Here is a 15,157-nt window from a genome sequence, read left to right as displayed (position 1 = left end):
TGGCTGTTTCTTCCTTTTTTCCTGCCAGATTCAGAAAAAAATAAAAAACTGCCGGCAAATTATGCGTTGCCGGCAGCTGCAGCTTCTTTTATTCAAGTTCGATTTGCTTGGTTTCAGTGCCGAGAAACGCGACGGCCAGCGCACCTATGATGATGGCTCCGCAGAAAATCGCGAAGATGACATTGACTCCAAAACCGGCTGTCAGCATGAAGCCGACGAGAAGCGGTCCGAAAATACCGCCGATGCGGCCGAATGATGCCGCCATGCCTGTACCCGTGCCTCTGATGACAGTCGGATACTGCTCAGGCGAATATGCGTACAGCGCACCCCATGCGCCGAGATTGAAGAATGACAGGAAAGCGCCGGCTGTGATCAGCATGGCGAGTGAATCGGCGTTGCCGAAAGCGAGCGCACTCGCAGCCGTTCCGAGAAGATATGTCACCAATACGAATTTCCGGCCGATCCGCTCGATCAGCCACGCAGCGGTGAAATAGCCCGGCAGCTGTGCCAAAGTCATGATCAATACATACTGGAAACTTTTAATGAGCGTGAACCCTTTCAGCGTCATGACACTCGGAAGCCAAAGGAACATGCCGTAATATGAAAATACGACCATGAACCAGACGATCCAAAGCATCAATGTGGCCCTGAAATATTTTTTCGACCAGACATCTTTCACGTTTGTCGAAATCGACCGCAGCACATCCTTCTTTGCGGCGAACTGCGGTGAATCCGGAAGATTGATCCGCAGGTAAAGCGCATAAAGAGCCGGCAGGGCTGTGATCAATAATGCGATGCGCCAGCCATATTCGGAAGCTGGAATAACAAAATAAGAAATGATTGCCGCAAGCAGCCAGCCTGCCGCCCAAAAACTTTCCAGCAATACGACTACGCGACCCCGTTCTTTGGCAGGGACACTTTCTGAAACCAATGTCGATGCAACCGGCAATTCTCCTCCGAGACCCATGCCGATGAAAAACCGCAGAATCATAAAGGCCGCGAGTGTAGTAGTGAGCGCCGAAAGCCCACTTGCCAGCGAAAACAGCAGCAACGTGATGATGAAAATCTTTTTGCGTCCGACCCGGTCCGCGTAGATGCCGAATACGAACGCGCCCACTGCCATCCCGATAGAATTGACGCTTCCGATCCAACCCATCTGATCCGTCGTTAAATTCCAATCCTGCTGAAGCGCCGCAATGATGAATGATAAAATTCCGACATCCATTGCATCGAAGAGCCACCCTAGACCCGCGACCCACAATAATTTATTGCGTGATAATGGCGCTGTATTTTTTTCACTTGCTGTAATTGTAGACATCTGCATTCTCCTTAAGCAATATCCTAAGTGTCTTTACACCTTATTACTATACGCTTAAGGTGAATTTGACACAAGCTTCTCTTTCAGGGAATAAAAGCGAGCGTTTATTGACCGATAAAAAAACGCCTCCACATCCCTGGATTCAGGAAGCTGGAGACGTTTCGATTCGAATCACGTTAATAATACAAGACTTACCGCCATTACCGCCATCCCGGCGACAAGGCCATAAATTGACAGATGCGCTTCATCATAGCGTTTTGCGGCAGGCAGCAATTCATCCAACGAGATGAAGACCATGATTCCGGCGACCGATGCAAAGACGATGCCAAAAAGCGTATCACTCATATACGGCATAAGGAACAGCCAAGCGGCAATCGCGCCGATCGGTTCGGAAATCCCTGAAAGGACACTGTATAGCAACGCTTTTTTCCGGCTGCCGGATGCATAATAGATGGGTACCGAGACCGCTATCCCTTCCGGAATATTATGTATGGCGACAGCTATCGCAATGGCGATGCCAAGCGCCGGATCCTGGATGGCCGACATGAAAGTCGCAATCCCTTCCGGAAAGTTATGGATGCCGATCGCGAGCGCCGTGAAAATCCCCATTTTGCGCAACCGGGCATATTCATCGTTGGTCGGGCCTTCATCCATATCTTCTATTGTCTTGACCTCATGAGGATTTCCGAGCTGCGGAAGAATCCTGTCGAGCAGGGCCATAAAAATCATACCGCCGAAAAAGCCCGCGAGCGTCAGCCAATAGCCATTCGTCTCGCCATGGGCGTCCGTCAGGGAATCTTTCGCTTTAAAGAAAATTTCAATCATCGAAACATATATCATGACACCTGCCGAAAAACCTAAAGAAACAGATAAAAATTTCGTATTGGTCCGGGAGGCGAAAAACGCCAGCAAACTGCCGATGCCGGTGGCTAAACCAGCAAAAAGCGTAAGCCCCAAAGCAAATAAGACCGTACTGTCCATAACCCCGACTTCCTTCCATTCTTGGTGAATAAGGTTATTGTACGCCTAAAGTTTCCTTAGTGCAACATTTTTCAACGAAGAAAGATATTGGATTATTCCCTCACCTTTTTATCTTCAGAATATCTCCTAACGTCCGCCAATCTGCGTCTTTCAACTGTCTGACAGGCGGATTATAGAAGACGCTCGCCGGGTGGAAAGTCGGAAAAACATGATAAGTTTCTTCCGTTTCAATGAACGCCCCAGCTTCCTCGTCCCAACGCAAAATCGGCGTTTCCATCAATACACCATGCAATTCCGTCACTTTTGCCTGCGGGCCGATCAAACGCTGCAGCCCGACATTGCCCAAAGTCACGATGAGCGGCGGATTCACATCTCTGATTTCCGTATCCAGAATCGGAGCATGCGCAATAATCTCTTTTTTCGTCGGGGCACGGTTGTATTTCCTTTCAATCATTTCCCCATTACGCGCTTTTTTCATCCCCCATTTATATGGTCTGCTTCTGACAGCACTTGTAATGTAGACATCTTCCCGGCTAAGACCAACACTCGCCAGTGAAGTCATCAACTCTTTCCCCGCTCTCCCCGTAAAAGGGATGCCTGTTTCCACTTCGTTTTCTCCCGGCGCTTCTCCAACCAGCATAATAGCCGGGTTGAACGGTCCGCTTCCCTTCACAAAACCTTCCACCGGAAATCCTTCTATCCGTTTGAGCCCCAATTCCACAAGTTCATCACTGATTCTATACATCAAAATCACCTCAAATTTAATTGATAATTTTCTATATGTTAACTTTCCTAACATTTATTGAAAAAAGTTCTTGCATTTTCAGAATAATATATTTAATATGTTAACAAACATAACATTAAGGAGGTGCGACATGAAAAAAATTGAAACTATTATCCGTCCTTCCGTTTTCGGAAGTGTGCGCCAGGCGTTGGCCCTCGAAGGAATTGATGGCTTAAGTGTTACGGAAATCGCAGGAATAGGCAAGCAGGAAGGACGGGTCGGCATGTTCCGGGGAAATACTTATAAAATGGAATTCTCACCGAAACTGAAACTGGAAATGGTGGTGGAAGATTCAAAAGTCGAAGCCATCGTGGAAGCTCTGCTGGAATATGCGGCGACAGGCGAAGTCGGAGACGGCAAAATTTTCATTTTCCCAGTCGAAGATGCAATCAGAATCAGAACGAAAGAGCGCGGCGCTGTCGCGGTCGGATAAGGTGAAACTTCATTCAGCAAAGGCGGAATGTTAGTTGAACCAATCGGACTTTTCCGGTCAGTTGCCTTCCGCTCCGAAAAGCGGAAGTCTTACTGCCCGTTAAAGCAGGATAAGGGGGAGATTAAATGGAAGCACTACAAGGCTCAATTGATATGATATGGATTATGCTCGGCGCCATGCTTGTCTTTTTCATGCATGCAGGGTTCGCCATGGTGGAATCAGGATTTACCCGCTCGAAAAACACTTTGAACATCCTAATGAAAAACATCATCACCATTTCAATCGGTTCCATTCTTTATTTCATCGTCGGGTTCGCCTTAATGTTCGGACCATCAGCTTTCGGTCTGATCGGTACGCAAGGTTTCGCCCTTTTGGGTGATGCAGATATCGCATTCTTCGTTTTCCAGGCTGTTTTTGCAGCAACATGCGCAACCATCGTCTCAGGCGCAGTTGCTGAACGCATTAATCTGACAGCCTATATTTTATTGACCGTTGCCATCGTCGCACTCATCTACCCGGTTGTCGGCCATTGGGTCTGGGCTGGCGGATGGCTTGCTGAAATTGGATTCATCGATTTCGCCGGTTCAACTGTTGTCCACTTGACGGGAGCCGTAGCCGCCTTCATCGCAGCATGGAAAATCGGTCCGCGCATCGGAAAATACAGCGGGAAAATCGTCAACTCGATCCCCGGCCATAACATCCCACTCGGCGCATTGGGCGTTTTCATCCTGTGGCTCGGCTGGTTCGGCTTCAACGGCGGCAGCACACTTGCAGCCGACCCTGCACTCGTGCCTTCAGTAATCGCCAATACGCTGCTGGCGGCTTCTGCCGGAGTTCTCGCTACTGCAGGATATACCCGATTTAAATACGGACAAATCGACCCTTCCATTACATTGAATGGCGCTCTGGCAGGTCTTGTCGGCATTACAGCCGGCGCTGCGAACGTGTCGTTCATCGGTGCTATCGCAATCGGATTGGCAGCCGGGATCATCATGACCGAAGCCATCCGTCTGCTGGACTCAAAAATCCGTGTCGATGATCCTGTCGGCGCCATCTCCGTACACGGAATCGCCGGAATCTGGGGTACCGTCGCAATCGGACTGTTCGATACGTCTGGAGGACTGTTATACGGCGGAGGAGCAGAAATTCTCGGCATCCAAGTTGTAGGGGTTCTCGCCGTCATTGCCTGGACCTCCATCACTACAGCCATTGCCCTTGCAGCCATCGGCCTCATCGTCCCGCTTCGTGTATCTGCCGAAGAGGAAGAAAGCGGACTCGATTTTTCAGAACACGGCTCGCAGGCTTATTCCATGGATGAGGTGCTGCAGGGTTCTGCAGGCGCAGGAGATTCTTTCGCCAGCCGCCTCAACCAATTGGGCACGCACCCTGATACCGTAAAATCCTGAAATGAATAAAATACCGGAACATCCAAAAGGCGACCGCTTCTGCGGCCGCCTTTTTCAATCTTCCATCATTCAATATCTTCTCTAAGGATTTTCCTGAATTGCCTTTCGCGCATTTCATACCAAACAGCTGTAGCCACGAACAATGAATATCCGATGAACCAGCCTGCCAGCACATCAGAAAAGAAATGCTCTCCTCCGGCAACCCGGGACAGTCCGGTAAGCACCACCACAAGAACCGCAATCATCCAGATCAGCCAGCCGGCAGATTTGGATACCATATGTTCCGCCAGAAAGTAAGCTAGCGTAAAATACAATAATAACCCAAGCATCGCATGGCTCGACGGGAAAGAGAAAGTTTCAAGTCCACGCGGCAGATCCGGCCGTTCAGTTACAAAAAAGTATTCCATCAGCTCATTCAAGCCATTGCCCACACCAACCGCCAGAAAGACGAAAAGCATCCCTCTGAAATTCTGCATTTTCACCCATAGATAAATGATCAGTCCCAGGCTCAAGATTAAAACCAGCCACCGATCAGCAAATACCGACAGCGCGTCGAGCAAGATGAGGCCATGAAGCCATTCCATTGTACGCAAATCCAATTCCAGAAACCCTTCATTCGTATAACTCGTCAAGATAGCAAAAAAACCGATCAAAGTTGCCATTCCCAGCGGATAGAATAGCCGTTTGATAGTCCCCACCCTCTTTCTTCAGTATATTCAGTCTATCACAGAAGGACTTTCGCTTCATTTTATTGATACAGAAAAGGCGAAACCGAAAACTTTTAACCCTCCAGCAACTGATAGCGTCTACAATCATTTCGCTCCAGGCGGACACTTTCCACAGTCCTGGCCTCTTCGCTCACTGTATTAAAGTGTCCCTTTTTCAATCAAGAGAAAATTAGGACCAGCCCTTTAATAGAAGAGAATCTGAGATATGGAGCAAAACAATGAAGACTCCCTTTCTAGCTCAGCGCGAGCCCCAGGAAAGCGAAGTTGTTTTGCGGAATATAGATTTTACTGGATGTATTTAAGATAAGCAAAAAACCCTCAGCGGTAAGCAGTCCGCTGAGGGTTTTGAGAAATTATTCAAATGCTGATTGGATGTCTGTAACCATCTGGCTGACAGATTGCAGTCCGCCGCCTGACAGGTACCAGTAATCCGGATCAAGATAGATGATTTTGTCTTCCTGGTAAGCAGTCGTTTTTTGCACCAATTCATTTTCAAGTGAATCTTTGGCACTTGCATCAGTACCGACTGCCGCATTGCGGTCGATGACAAAAATCATATCCGGGTTTGTTTCAAGAATATACTCAAACGAGATGCTTTGGCCGTGAGTTGAAGTTTCAATGCCTTCATCAGCTTGCTGAACGCCGAATACATCATGGATGATGCCGAAACGTGAAGCTGCTCCGTACGCACTTACTTTACCTTCATTCGCAAGGACGATCAATGCTTTTTCGTCAGTTGTGCTTGCTTTAACGTCTTCGATCTGAGTTTCAATTGCCGCCAACTCTTCTGCTACTTCATCTTCTTTGCCGAAGATATCACCAAGAGTCGTCATATTGCTTTCAAATGATTCCATGTATTTCGTCGTGTCTACACCAAGGTGGATCGTCGGTGCGATATCGGAAAACTCTTCATACATTGCAGCCTGGCGACCAGAAATGATGATCAGGTCCGGTTTCATCGCGTGGATCGCTTCAAAATCAGCTTCTTTCAATGTACCAGCGTTCACATATTTTTCTGCGTCAGCAAATTTTTCAAGATAGCCCGGGATGTTTCCTTGTGGAACGCCCGCTACCGATTCGATCCCTAATTTATCCATCGAATCAAGAATACCGAAGTCGAATACGACTACTTTTTCAGGATTTTTACCGACCTTCGTTTCACCAAGTTCATGAGTTACCGTGATCGTTTCAACTTCTTTTGTATCTGCTGAAGCTTTGTTTGAATCAGTTGCCTCTTCATCTGCTCCGCAAGCCGCAAGGAAAGCGACCATCATTAATGTAAATGCGATCAATAACCATTTTTTCATCTTTTTCGTGCTCCTCTTTTTTAAGAATTAAAGTATACACAGATCCGGCAATTATCCATCATCTGAATCGGAATATCCATATCGTATATCTCTTTCAATGCTGAACTTTGTATAATTTCTTCAGTCGGTCCGTCTTTTACGACACGGCCGTTTTTAAGTGCGACAATCCGGTCCGAATAGACAGAAGCGAAGTTGATGTCATGCAAAACGATGATGACCGTCTTGCCCAGTTCATCAACGAGGCGGCGCAAAATCTTCATGATTTGGACAGAATGTTTCATATCCAGGTTATTCAACGGCTCATCCAGCAGCACATAATCCGTATCCTGGGCAATGACCATGGCAATGAACGCGCGTTGGCGCTGACCGCCGGACAGTTCATCCAAATAGGAATGCTCCATCTCTTTCAAATCCATATATTCGATCGCCTGGTCCACCATTTTTTCATCTTCATCATTCAGGCGCCCTTTTGAATAAGGGAAACGGCCGAATGATACCAATTCGCGGATCGTAAGGCGGACGTTCATGAAGTTCGACTGTTTGAGGATCGATACTCTTTTCGCCAGCTCATTGGATTTCATTTTCTTCGTATTCGTCGAATCGATCAGTACTTCACCGGTATCTGCATCCAGAAGACGGCTGACCATAGATAAAAGCGTGGATTTCCCTGCTCCGTTCGGTCCGATGAAAGACGTGATCTGACCCCGGCGTATATCGACGTTGACATTTTCTACGACTTGCTTTTTTCCGTAAAGCTTGGACAATTCGCGTACCTGTATCATTTAGCCCGACTCTCCCTTAATAACAGATAGATGAAGTAAACTCCACCGATGAAGTTGATGATGACACTTAATGTAGTATTGAAAGTAAACAGCCTTTCCACTACCCATTGTCCGCCGACCAGGGCGATGATACTGATGACAATGGATCCCGTGAGCAGCACTGAATGCTTATATGATCTGAAAAATTGATAGGACAGGTTGGCCACAATCAGCCCGAAGAATGTAATCGGACCGACCAGCGCTGTCGCGATGGCAATCAAAACCGCTGACAGGATCAGCATATACCGGACAAGCGAGTCGTAATTGACTCCCAGGTTCAATGCGGTATCGCGGCCGAGCGACAACACATCGAGCGAAGCGTTATGCCTCCAGGCAAATGCAATCAGCAGGACGATGATGACCAGCGACAGCCAGACCAGATCGGAATTGACATTATTGAAGCTGGCAAACATCTGGTCCTGGACGATCTGGAATTCATTCGGATCGATCAATACTTGCAGGAAGGTTGAAATACTTCCAAAAAATGTTCCGAATATGATGCCGATCAATAACAGGAAATAAATGGGCTGGTTGCCTTTTTTAAAGAGGAAATGATAGAACAATAAGGCAAAAACCACCATCGCTGCTATTGACAGGATAAAGTTCACTTGTCTGTTCATGATACTGATGTGGTCGGACCCAAGGAAGAAAATCAATAGCGTCTGCAGCAGCATATAAAGTGAATCGAGCCCCATAATGCTCGGCGTCAGGATGCGGTTATGCGTAATGGTTTGGAAAACCACTGTCGCATAGGCAATCGCGATACCGGTAAGCACCATGGCGAACACTTTGACACCGCGCCTTGGCAGCGCATAATCAAAACTTCCGTTCAAGTCATGAAAAAGATAAACTCCACAAGCGGCCAAAGCCAGGCCAGCGAGTATGAGCATCTTGTGTAAATCACGCATACGCCTTCCTCCTAAACAATAAGAAGAGGAAGATAAAGCTTCCGATGACGCCGACCATCAGGCTGATGGAAATTTCATACGGATAAATCAGGACTCTTCCTAAAATATCACACAGCAATAAGAAGATGGCTCCGAGCATTGCTGTATGCGGTAATGTTTTTTGAAGATGGTCACCTTTGAAAATCGACACGATGTTCGGAATGATCAAACCGAGAAACGGGATGATCCCTACCGTCAAAACGACAGTGGCCGTGATCAATGCCACAAGCACCAATCCGATGTTGACGATGCTCCGGTATTTCAGCCCCAGATTTTTGGAGAAATCCTCACCCATGCCGGCAACCGTAAAGCGGTTGGCATACAGGTAAGCGATGATGAAGACCGGAACACTGATATAGAGCAGTTCATAGCTCCCTTTCATCACCATCGAGAAATCACCCTGCAGCCAGGCGGACATATTCTGGATAACATCCGCACGGTAAGCGAAGAAGGTGGTGATGGATGAAAGGATATTCCCGAACATCAAACCGACCAAAGGAATGAAGATCGCATCTTTGAATTTGATGCGGTTGAGAATTTGCATAAAGAGGAACGTACCAGCCAGGGCAAACAAAAACGCTACAGCCATTTTCTCGATCATGGACGCATTCGCGAACAATAACATCGAAACGAGAATCCCAAGCCTTGTAGCATCAAGTGTTCCTGCCGTGGTTGGCGACACAAATTTATTGCGGCTCAACTGCTGCATAATGAGTCCTGCCATACTCATACCTGCACCCGCCAGCAAGATGGCGACCAGCCTTGGCAGCCGGCTGATCAGGAAAATCTGTGTTTCTTCCGATTGGAAATCCAGCAGATCCAAAGGACTGATACTGCTGACTCCGACAAACAGCGAAATGACAGACAGTATGAGTAATGCCGGTATTAAATAACGTTTTTTCATGACTGACCCTCATCCGTGTTCAATAAAAAGTAAATTGACTGAATTTTTGATAGTGATAATCATTATCACTGTCTCACAAATCCTAGTATATCATGCCATTGAGAAGAGTCAACGAATAACTGAGAATAATTTTCATTTAGATGAGAATCAGAAGATTTGTCCTTCTTTTGCCACAATTAAAGGCCTCCTCGTGCATAAAAAAGCTGCGCCCTCTGCCGGATTTCCGGCAAATGGCACAGCTTTTATAGTAGAATCCCTTAAATTTCCTCCGCGTTTTCAAGTATTTCCGCGGGAACCGTGATGGCGTCGATACTGTTGTAGCCACTATATTCAGACTGAATATCGCTCTGGATCGTCATGGATTCACCTTCCATCTCCATCGCAAAATCCATTGTGATATTCATCGTATTCGGCAACAGCGTTTCTTTATCGATGAAAATCTCATAATAGACCTTGTTAATCGTCATTCCAGCCAGAAGCTCCTGAGCGCCCATTTCCATTTCCGCATCGCCCATCATCTGGCCCATTTGTTCAGAAATCAGTTTTTCGTATTCTTCACCGGCTGCATCCAGCGTCAAAATGAATTCATCATCGGTTTGTTCAAAAGTGAAATCATCCTGGAACGCTTCCAATTGTTCCAACTGCCCCGACAAGTCACCGGATTGCTGCTCCATCGACATAATCGCCTCAAGTTCCCCCATTTCGTCTGCCGGCATTTTAAACCACGCATCCATCATCGGATCATAAGTGAACATGCCTTCTGGCGTATAATACATTTCTGTTTCCATGGCCGGCATGCCTTCCATATCTTCAGAGATAAACTCGGATGTACCTGTCTGATAAAATGCCATCGGTTCAAGTGTCACATCCATCGACATATCCATTTTCATGTCCATTTCCATCCCTGGCCCCATCACCATTGTCTGGTTCGTCACCATATCCATATGGAAACTTTCCGCCTCTTCAGATGCTGCTGTCGTTTTTGCAAAAAGCTCTTCCAGAGTCAAGTCACTTTTTTCCGAAGGCTCCGTGTCCTCGGATGGTGTTGCCGTTTCACCGCATCCTGCCAATGTCAGCGCCAATGCACCTGATCCCATCACCGTCAGCCATTTTTTCAAAATAATCATCCTTTCCAGTTTCTGTATTAATACATTATACGACGCAAAGTTCTTTAAGTTTCATAAAATAGGCTGATTTCCGAAATTTCAATCGTTTATTTTCCAGTTATGGACTATACTTTTCTTTGTGGGAAAATTATTTCAGTGATCAGAGCGTCATTCAATGGCCTGTACAATACATATAAGAGGTGGGAATTTTGAATTTAAAGCATTTTTTCAAGTATTATAAGCCGCATAAACGGCTGTTCATCATCGATTTCTCGAGTGCCGTCATCGTGGCAATCCTGGAACTTGCGTTTCCGGTGGCGGTCCAGTGGTTCATCGACGACCTGCTGCCGAGCGGGGAATGGAATTCGATCGTCACCGTCAGTGTCCTGCTGCTGGCCGTATTCCTGCTTAGCACGTTCCTCCAATATATCGTCAGCTATCTCGGACATAAGCTCGGCATCAATATTGAAACCGATATGCGTGAAGAATTGTTCACGCATGTGCAGCGGCAGTCCTTCCGCTTTTTCGACAACATCAAAACCGGCCACATCATGAGCCGCATCACGAATGACTTGTTTGATATCGGAGAGCTGGCACACCATGGGCCGGAAGATTTCTTCATCGCCATCATGACGTTTTTCGGCGCATTCGGCATTATGTTCTGGATCAACCCGAAACTTGCACTTGTCACGCTGATCGTGATTCCATTCCTGGTCTGGCTGATCACGTACTGCAACATCAAGATGAACTCGGCGTGGAGCAATATGTACGGCAAAATCGCCGACGTCAATGGACGGGTCGAAGACAGTGTCTCCGGCGCGCGCGTAGTGCAATCTTTCACGAATGAAGAATTTGAAATCAACCGTTTCAAAAAAGACAACGGCAGCTTCCGTCTTGCCAAACTTGTCGCCTATAAAGTGATGGCCGCTACGCATTCTAGCATCTATATGATGACGCGCCTCCTGACGCTGATCGTCCTCGTTTACGGAGCATGGCTGAACTACCAAGGAGAACTGAGCTACGGGGAACTGGTCAGTTTCGTGTTATTCCTGAACGTGCTGATCAAACCGATCGACAAAATCAGCGCATTGCTCGAATTGTATCCGAAAGGGATGGCCGGTTTTGGCCGGTTCCGCGAGCTGCTCGAACAGGATCCGGATATCGTCGACAAAAAAGGCGCCCAGCCGGTCAGCGGCCTGCAGGGCAATATCACGTTCGACAATGTCCACTTTGGGTATGATGAGCATAAAAAAGTATTGAATGGCATCGACCTGACTTTGCAGGCAGGCGAAACGATCGCATTTGTCGGGCCATCCGGTGCCGGCAAGACGACGATCTGTTCACTGATCCCGAGATTCTATGATATCCAGCAGGGATCCATTGCGATAGACGGCATCGATATCCGCGATATGACGAAGCATTCACTGCGTTCGCACATCGGCATCGTGCAGCAGGATGTGTTCCTGTTCACCGGCACCATCCGCGAAAATATCGCTTACGGCAAACAAGGCGCCAGCGATGAGGAAATTCTAGCTGCTGCCCGCAAAGCCCATCTCGAAGACTTCGTCAGCAAACTGCCGAACGGTTACGAGACACAGATCGGCGAACGCGGACTGAAATTATCAGGCGGACAGAAACAGCGCCTGGCCATTGCACGCATGTTCCTGAAGAATCCGCCGATCCTGATTCTCGACGAAGCCACTTCGGCGCTCGATACCGAAACGGAACGCGTCATCCAGGAAGCTCTTACTGAACTTGCTGAAGACCGCACCACCCTGATCATCGCCCACAGGCTCGCAACGATCCGCGATGCAGACCGCGTCATCGTCGTGACTGAAGACGGCATCGCTGAACAGGGCGGATACAATGAACTGCTGGAACACGACGGCATTTTTGCTAATCTGCACCGGATTCAATTTCAGCAATAGAGAAAAGCGACAGCGCCCGTTAAGCTCTGAAAGGCATAAGAAAGAACAGCAGAGTGGCGTCCTTTGCCACGGCAGTTGGGCTGACTTATGACCCGAAGTGCTGGGCCGCGGGAGTCTGGACAATAGAGAAAAGCGACAGCGCGGCTGGGATTTCCCCGGCCGTGCTTTTTTGCGAGTTGAGCGTATTTGGCCAGAAGTTGATCGGATTCGCACTCAAGTTGATCGGATTTCCAAAAACACCACACCATCAAAAAAGCAGGCTTCCGCGGAAGCCTGCTTTTTAAATTTTATTTACCTACTACAAACTCCTGGTAGCGGTCGTAATCCGCCCGGCTCAATTCCAAGGTCAGCGATGTGCCGTCTTCTTCGTATTCCGTTTCGCGGATTGTCGCACTGTCATTCAGGTAAGCGACGATATCGCCGCGGTCGAACGGGATGACCATCCGGCATGTTACATAAGTGGCGAAGATGCGCTGCTTGACCATCGCCAGCAGTTCATCCAATCCTTTGTCCTCTTTTGCGGAGATCCATAAGCCATCGCCATTCATTTTCGGATACGGGATGCCGGCAAGATCGGATTTATTGTACACATACAGCGTCGGCACATCTTCGACGCCGACTTCCTGAAGGGTACGGTTCGTGACTTCCATCATATGGCGGTATTCTTCGTGGGATACATCGACGACATGCAAAAGCAGGTCGGCGTTCCGCGCTTCTTCAAGCGTCGAACGGAAAGCACGCACCAGGTGATGCGGCAGTTTGCTGACGAATCCCACCGTATCAGTGAGGAGGAAGCTTTTATTGTCGTTGAGTGAAATCTGGCGTACGGATGTTTCCAGGGTAGCGAACAGCATGTCCTTTTCGAAAACCTGTTTTTCTTCTTGGTGCCCTGTTTTTTTCAGAAGTTCATTCATGACCGTGGACTTTCCGGCATTGGTATAACCGACAAGCGACACGACCGGCATGCCTTTTTTCGTACGCTGCTTGCGCTGTGTCACCCGCTGATCTTTGATATGCTCCAATTCTTTATGGAGCTTCGAAATCTGGTCTTCGATTTTCCGGCGGTCAAGTTCCAGTTTCGTTTCACCGGCACCGCGGTTCGCGACACCACCGCCGCTGCTCCCGCCCTGTCTTCCAAGAGAGGCACGAAGTCCGACCAGCCTAGGCATCATATACTGCAATTGAGCCAGTTCAACCTGTACTTGCGCTTCACGCGTTTTGGCTCGCCGGGAGAAAATGTCCAGGATCAGCATCGTGCGGTCGATGACTTTACACTCCAGCTCTTCTTCAAGATTGCGGATTTGCGATGGAGACAGTTCGTCATTGAAAATGATCACATTCGCGTCCAGTTCCTCATAAAGCGCTTTGAGTTCTTCGACTTTGCCTTTTCCGACATAATGGGCCGTATTGATGCGATCAAGATTTTGGGTGAGTTCTGCGAGCACTTCTACGTCACAGGCACTTGCCAAATTTCTCAGTTCATCCATTTCATAAGCGAAATGCGTGTCTTTTTGCAATTGCACTCCGACCAGCACTGCTTTTTCCTTCAATATATCCATATGCACATTCTCCTTTGCAGCCAGTTTAAACGGACCGCTTCTGTTCCCTCCATCTTATCACAGAGGCAGCCCGCCTTTAAATTCGAGGGATTATATAAAATAAACACCTTTTTCAAATTCAATGCGCCGCCCGCCATTTTGATAATGGACTTCTTCCAGACGTTCCTGCCGTCCCTGCAAATCGCGGAATTCAATCCGGCAATTAGGCAGCTGCAATGTGCCGCCCAGCAGCTGTTTCCATCTCGCTTCGGCAGCTTCCACGTCCTCGACGCCAAAAATGCAGCGTTCCAATAAAAGACCGTCACTTTCCGCCGTCACTGCTCCGCTTTCACGAAGTGCCGCATAACGCTGGTCGTCGCTTTCACCCCATTGGATGAAAAACGGATTCGGCAGGCGGGCAGAAGGTTCTTCATCGATGAACAGCATCTTCCACTCGATCAGCTTCCCTTCAGCCGTGCGGCGGCTCCCGTCCAATATGCCACTCGTCTGAAATCCTGAAGCCTTCAACCGTTCATCAAGCGCGACAATCGATTCCGTCCGGAAACACACCGTCCCGAACCCCGCTCCGTTATGCAGCAGCAATTGCGTCAATGGATGATCGGCACCTTCAGCAACTTTCCTTTCTTCAAGAGCCAGCCATTCGATGTAGCTGTCTTTTCCATACAATAAAGCGTTGCGGGTCCCCCATTTTTCATGCCGGCCCCCGGCGACCGCTTTCAACTTTTGACGATTCCAGAATTCGGTTGCACTCTCCGGCGTCTCTTCTATAAAGTGTATGACATGGTCAAATTTCATGGATCCAATCCCTTTCTGTTAATTCGATTTCCTTCTATTTAAATATTTCCTTTTGAAAACATCTCATTATTTTTGCCTTTTTCTTTCCATATTAATCGTATCACCCGGTTATTTTCGTTAAGCTAGGGTATATAGTATTA

At 47.9% G+C, this 15,157-nt stretch carries 14 protein-coding genes; 3 read left to right on the top strand and 11 right to left on the bottom strand.

Going from position 1 to position 15,157, the window contains the following annotated elements:
* Positions 1–88: 88 nt before the first annotated feature.
* The 3 genes from IQ294_RS11340 to IQ294_RS11330 form a co-directional block, all read right to left on the bottom strand.
* Positions 89–1,318, bottom strand: coding sequence for an MFS transporter (locus IQ294_RS11340; RefSeq protein WP_203334145.1), 1,230 nt, complete (start codon positions 1,316–1,318; stop codon positions 89–91).
* 171 nt (positions 1,319–1,489) lie between these two features.
* Positions 1,490–2,299 carry a zinc transporter ZupT gene (gene zupT / locus IQ294_RS11335; RefSeq protein ID WP_203334144.1) on the bottom strand — a complete coding sequence of 270 codons (810 nt, stop codon included), beginning with the start codon at positions 2,297–2,299 and terminating at the stop codon, positions 1,490–1,492.
* Between the two features lie 100 nt (positions 2,300–2,399).
* Positions 2,400–3,044, bottom strand: a complete 645-nt coding sequence (locus tag IQ294_RS11330; RefSeq protein WP_203334143.1) for a uracil-DNA glycosylase — start codon at positions 3,042–3,044, stop codon at positions 2,400–2,402.
* A 130-nt stretch (positions 3,045–3,174) separates the two neighbouring features.
* Between IQ294_RS11330 and IQ294_RS11325 the strand changes: the two genes are divergently transcribed.
* A complete protein-coding gene (locus tag IQ294_RS11325) occupies positions 3,175–3,516 on the top strand; it encodes a P-II family nitrogen regulator (protein WP_203334142.1) in 342 nt (113 codons plus the stop codon).
* A 125-nt stretch (positions 3,517–3,641) separates the two neighbouring features.
* The gene (locus IQ294_RS11320) at positions 3,642–4,922 is read left to right on the top strand and encodes an ammonium transporter (protein WP_203334141.1); all 1,281 of its coding nucleotides are present in this window, start codon (positions 3,642–3,644) and stop codon (positions 4,920–4,922) included.
* A gap of 65 nt (positions 4,923–4,987) precedes the next feature.
* Here IQ294_RS11320 and IQ294_RS16325 read toward each other — a convergent pair whose 3' ends face one another.
* The 6 genes from IQ294_RS16325 to IQ294_RS11290 all read right to left on the bottom strand — a co-directional run bounded on the left by IQ294_RS16325 (position 4,988) and on the right by IQ294_RS11290 (position 10,747).
* On the bottom strand, positions 4,988–5,620 hold the full coding sequence (locus IQ294_RS16325) for a phosphatase PAP2 family protein (protein ID WP_203334140.1): 633 nt from the start codon (positions 5,618–5,620) through the stop codon (positions 4,988–4,990).
* A gap of 383 nt (positions 5,621–6,003) precedes the next feature.
* Positions 6,004–6,957: a siderophore ABC transporter substrate-binding protein gene (locus tag IQ294_RS11310; RefSeq protein WP_203334139.1), complete on the bottom strand. Its 954-nt coding sequence runs from the start codon at positions 6,955–6,957 to the stop codon at positions 6,004–6,006.
* 20 nt (positions 6,958–6,977) lie between these two features.
* Entirely contained in the window at positions 6,978–7,739 is a 762-nt protein-coding gene (locus IQ294_RS11305; RefSeq protein ID WP_203334138.1) for an iron ABC transporter ATP-binding protein, read from the bottom strand.
* Positions 7,736–8,686, bottom strand: coding sequence for an iron chelate uptake ABC transporter family permease subunit (locus tag IQ294_RS11300; protein WP_203334137.1), 951 nt, complete (start codon positions 8,684–8,686; stop codon positions 7,736–7,738). Before IQ294_RS11300 ends, IQ294_RS11305 begins: the two co-directional genes overlap by 4 nt.
* On the bottom strand, positions 8,679–9,629 hold the full coding sequence (locus IQ294_RS11295; protein WP_203334136.1) for an ABC transporter permease: 951 nt from the start codon (positions 9,627–9,629) through the stop codon (positions 8,679–8,681). The genes IQ294_RS11300 and IQ294_RS11295 overlap by 8 nt, the downstream gene beginning before the upstream one ends.
* 257 nt (positions 9,630–9,886) lie before the next feature.
* A complete protein-coding gene (locus IQ294_RS11290) occupies positions 9,887–10,747 on the bottom strand; it encodes a DUF6612 family protein (RefSeq protein WP_203334135.1) in 861 nt (286 codons plus the stop codon).
* Positions 10,748–10,944: 197 nt separating this feature from the next.
* Here IQ294_RS11290 and IQ294_RS11285 point away from each other — a divergent pair, with 197 nt between their 5' ends.
* A complete protein-coding gene (locus IQ294_RS11285; protein WP_203334134.1) occupies positions 10,945–12,663 on the top strand; it encodes an ABC transporter ATP-binding protein in 1,719 nt (572 codons plus the stop codon).
* A gap of 287 nt (positions 12,664–12,950) precedes the next feature.
* On the opposite strand, the gene hflX is transcribed toward IQ294_RS11285, so the two are convergent.
* Positions 12,951–14,222, bottom strand: a complete 1,272-nt coding sequence (gene hflX, locus IQ294_RS11280) for a GTPase HflX (RefSeq protein ID WP_203334133.1) — start codon at positions 14,220–14,222, stop codon at positions 12,951–12,953.
* Between the two features lie 90 nt (positions 14,223–14,312).
* Complete coding sequence (locus IQ294_RS11275; RefSeq protein WP_203334132.1) at positions 14,313–15,017, bottom strand: VOC family protein; 705 nt, start codon at positions 15,015–15,017, stop codon at positions 14,313–14,315.
* Positions 15,018–15,157: the final 140 nt, after the last annotated feature.

The organism is Planococcus beigongshangi (assembly GCF_016820495.1).
Classification (GTDB): domain Bacteria; phylum Bacillota; class Bacilli; order Bacillales_A; family Planococcaceae; genus Planococcus; species Planococcus beigongshangi.
Note: the sequence above shows the minus strand (reverse complement) of the source record. Positions and strands in the feature narration are given on the sequence as shown.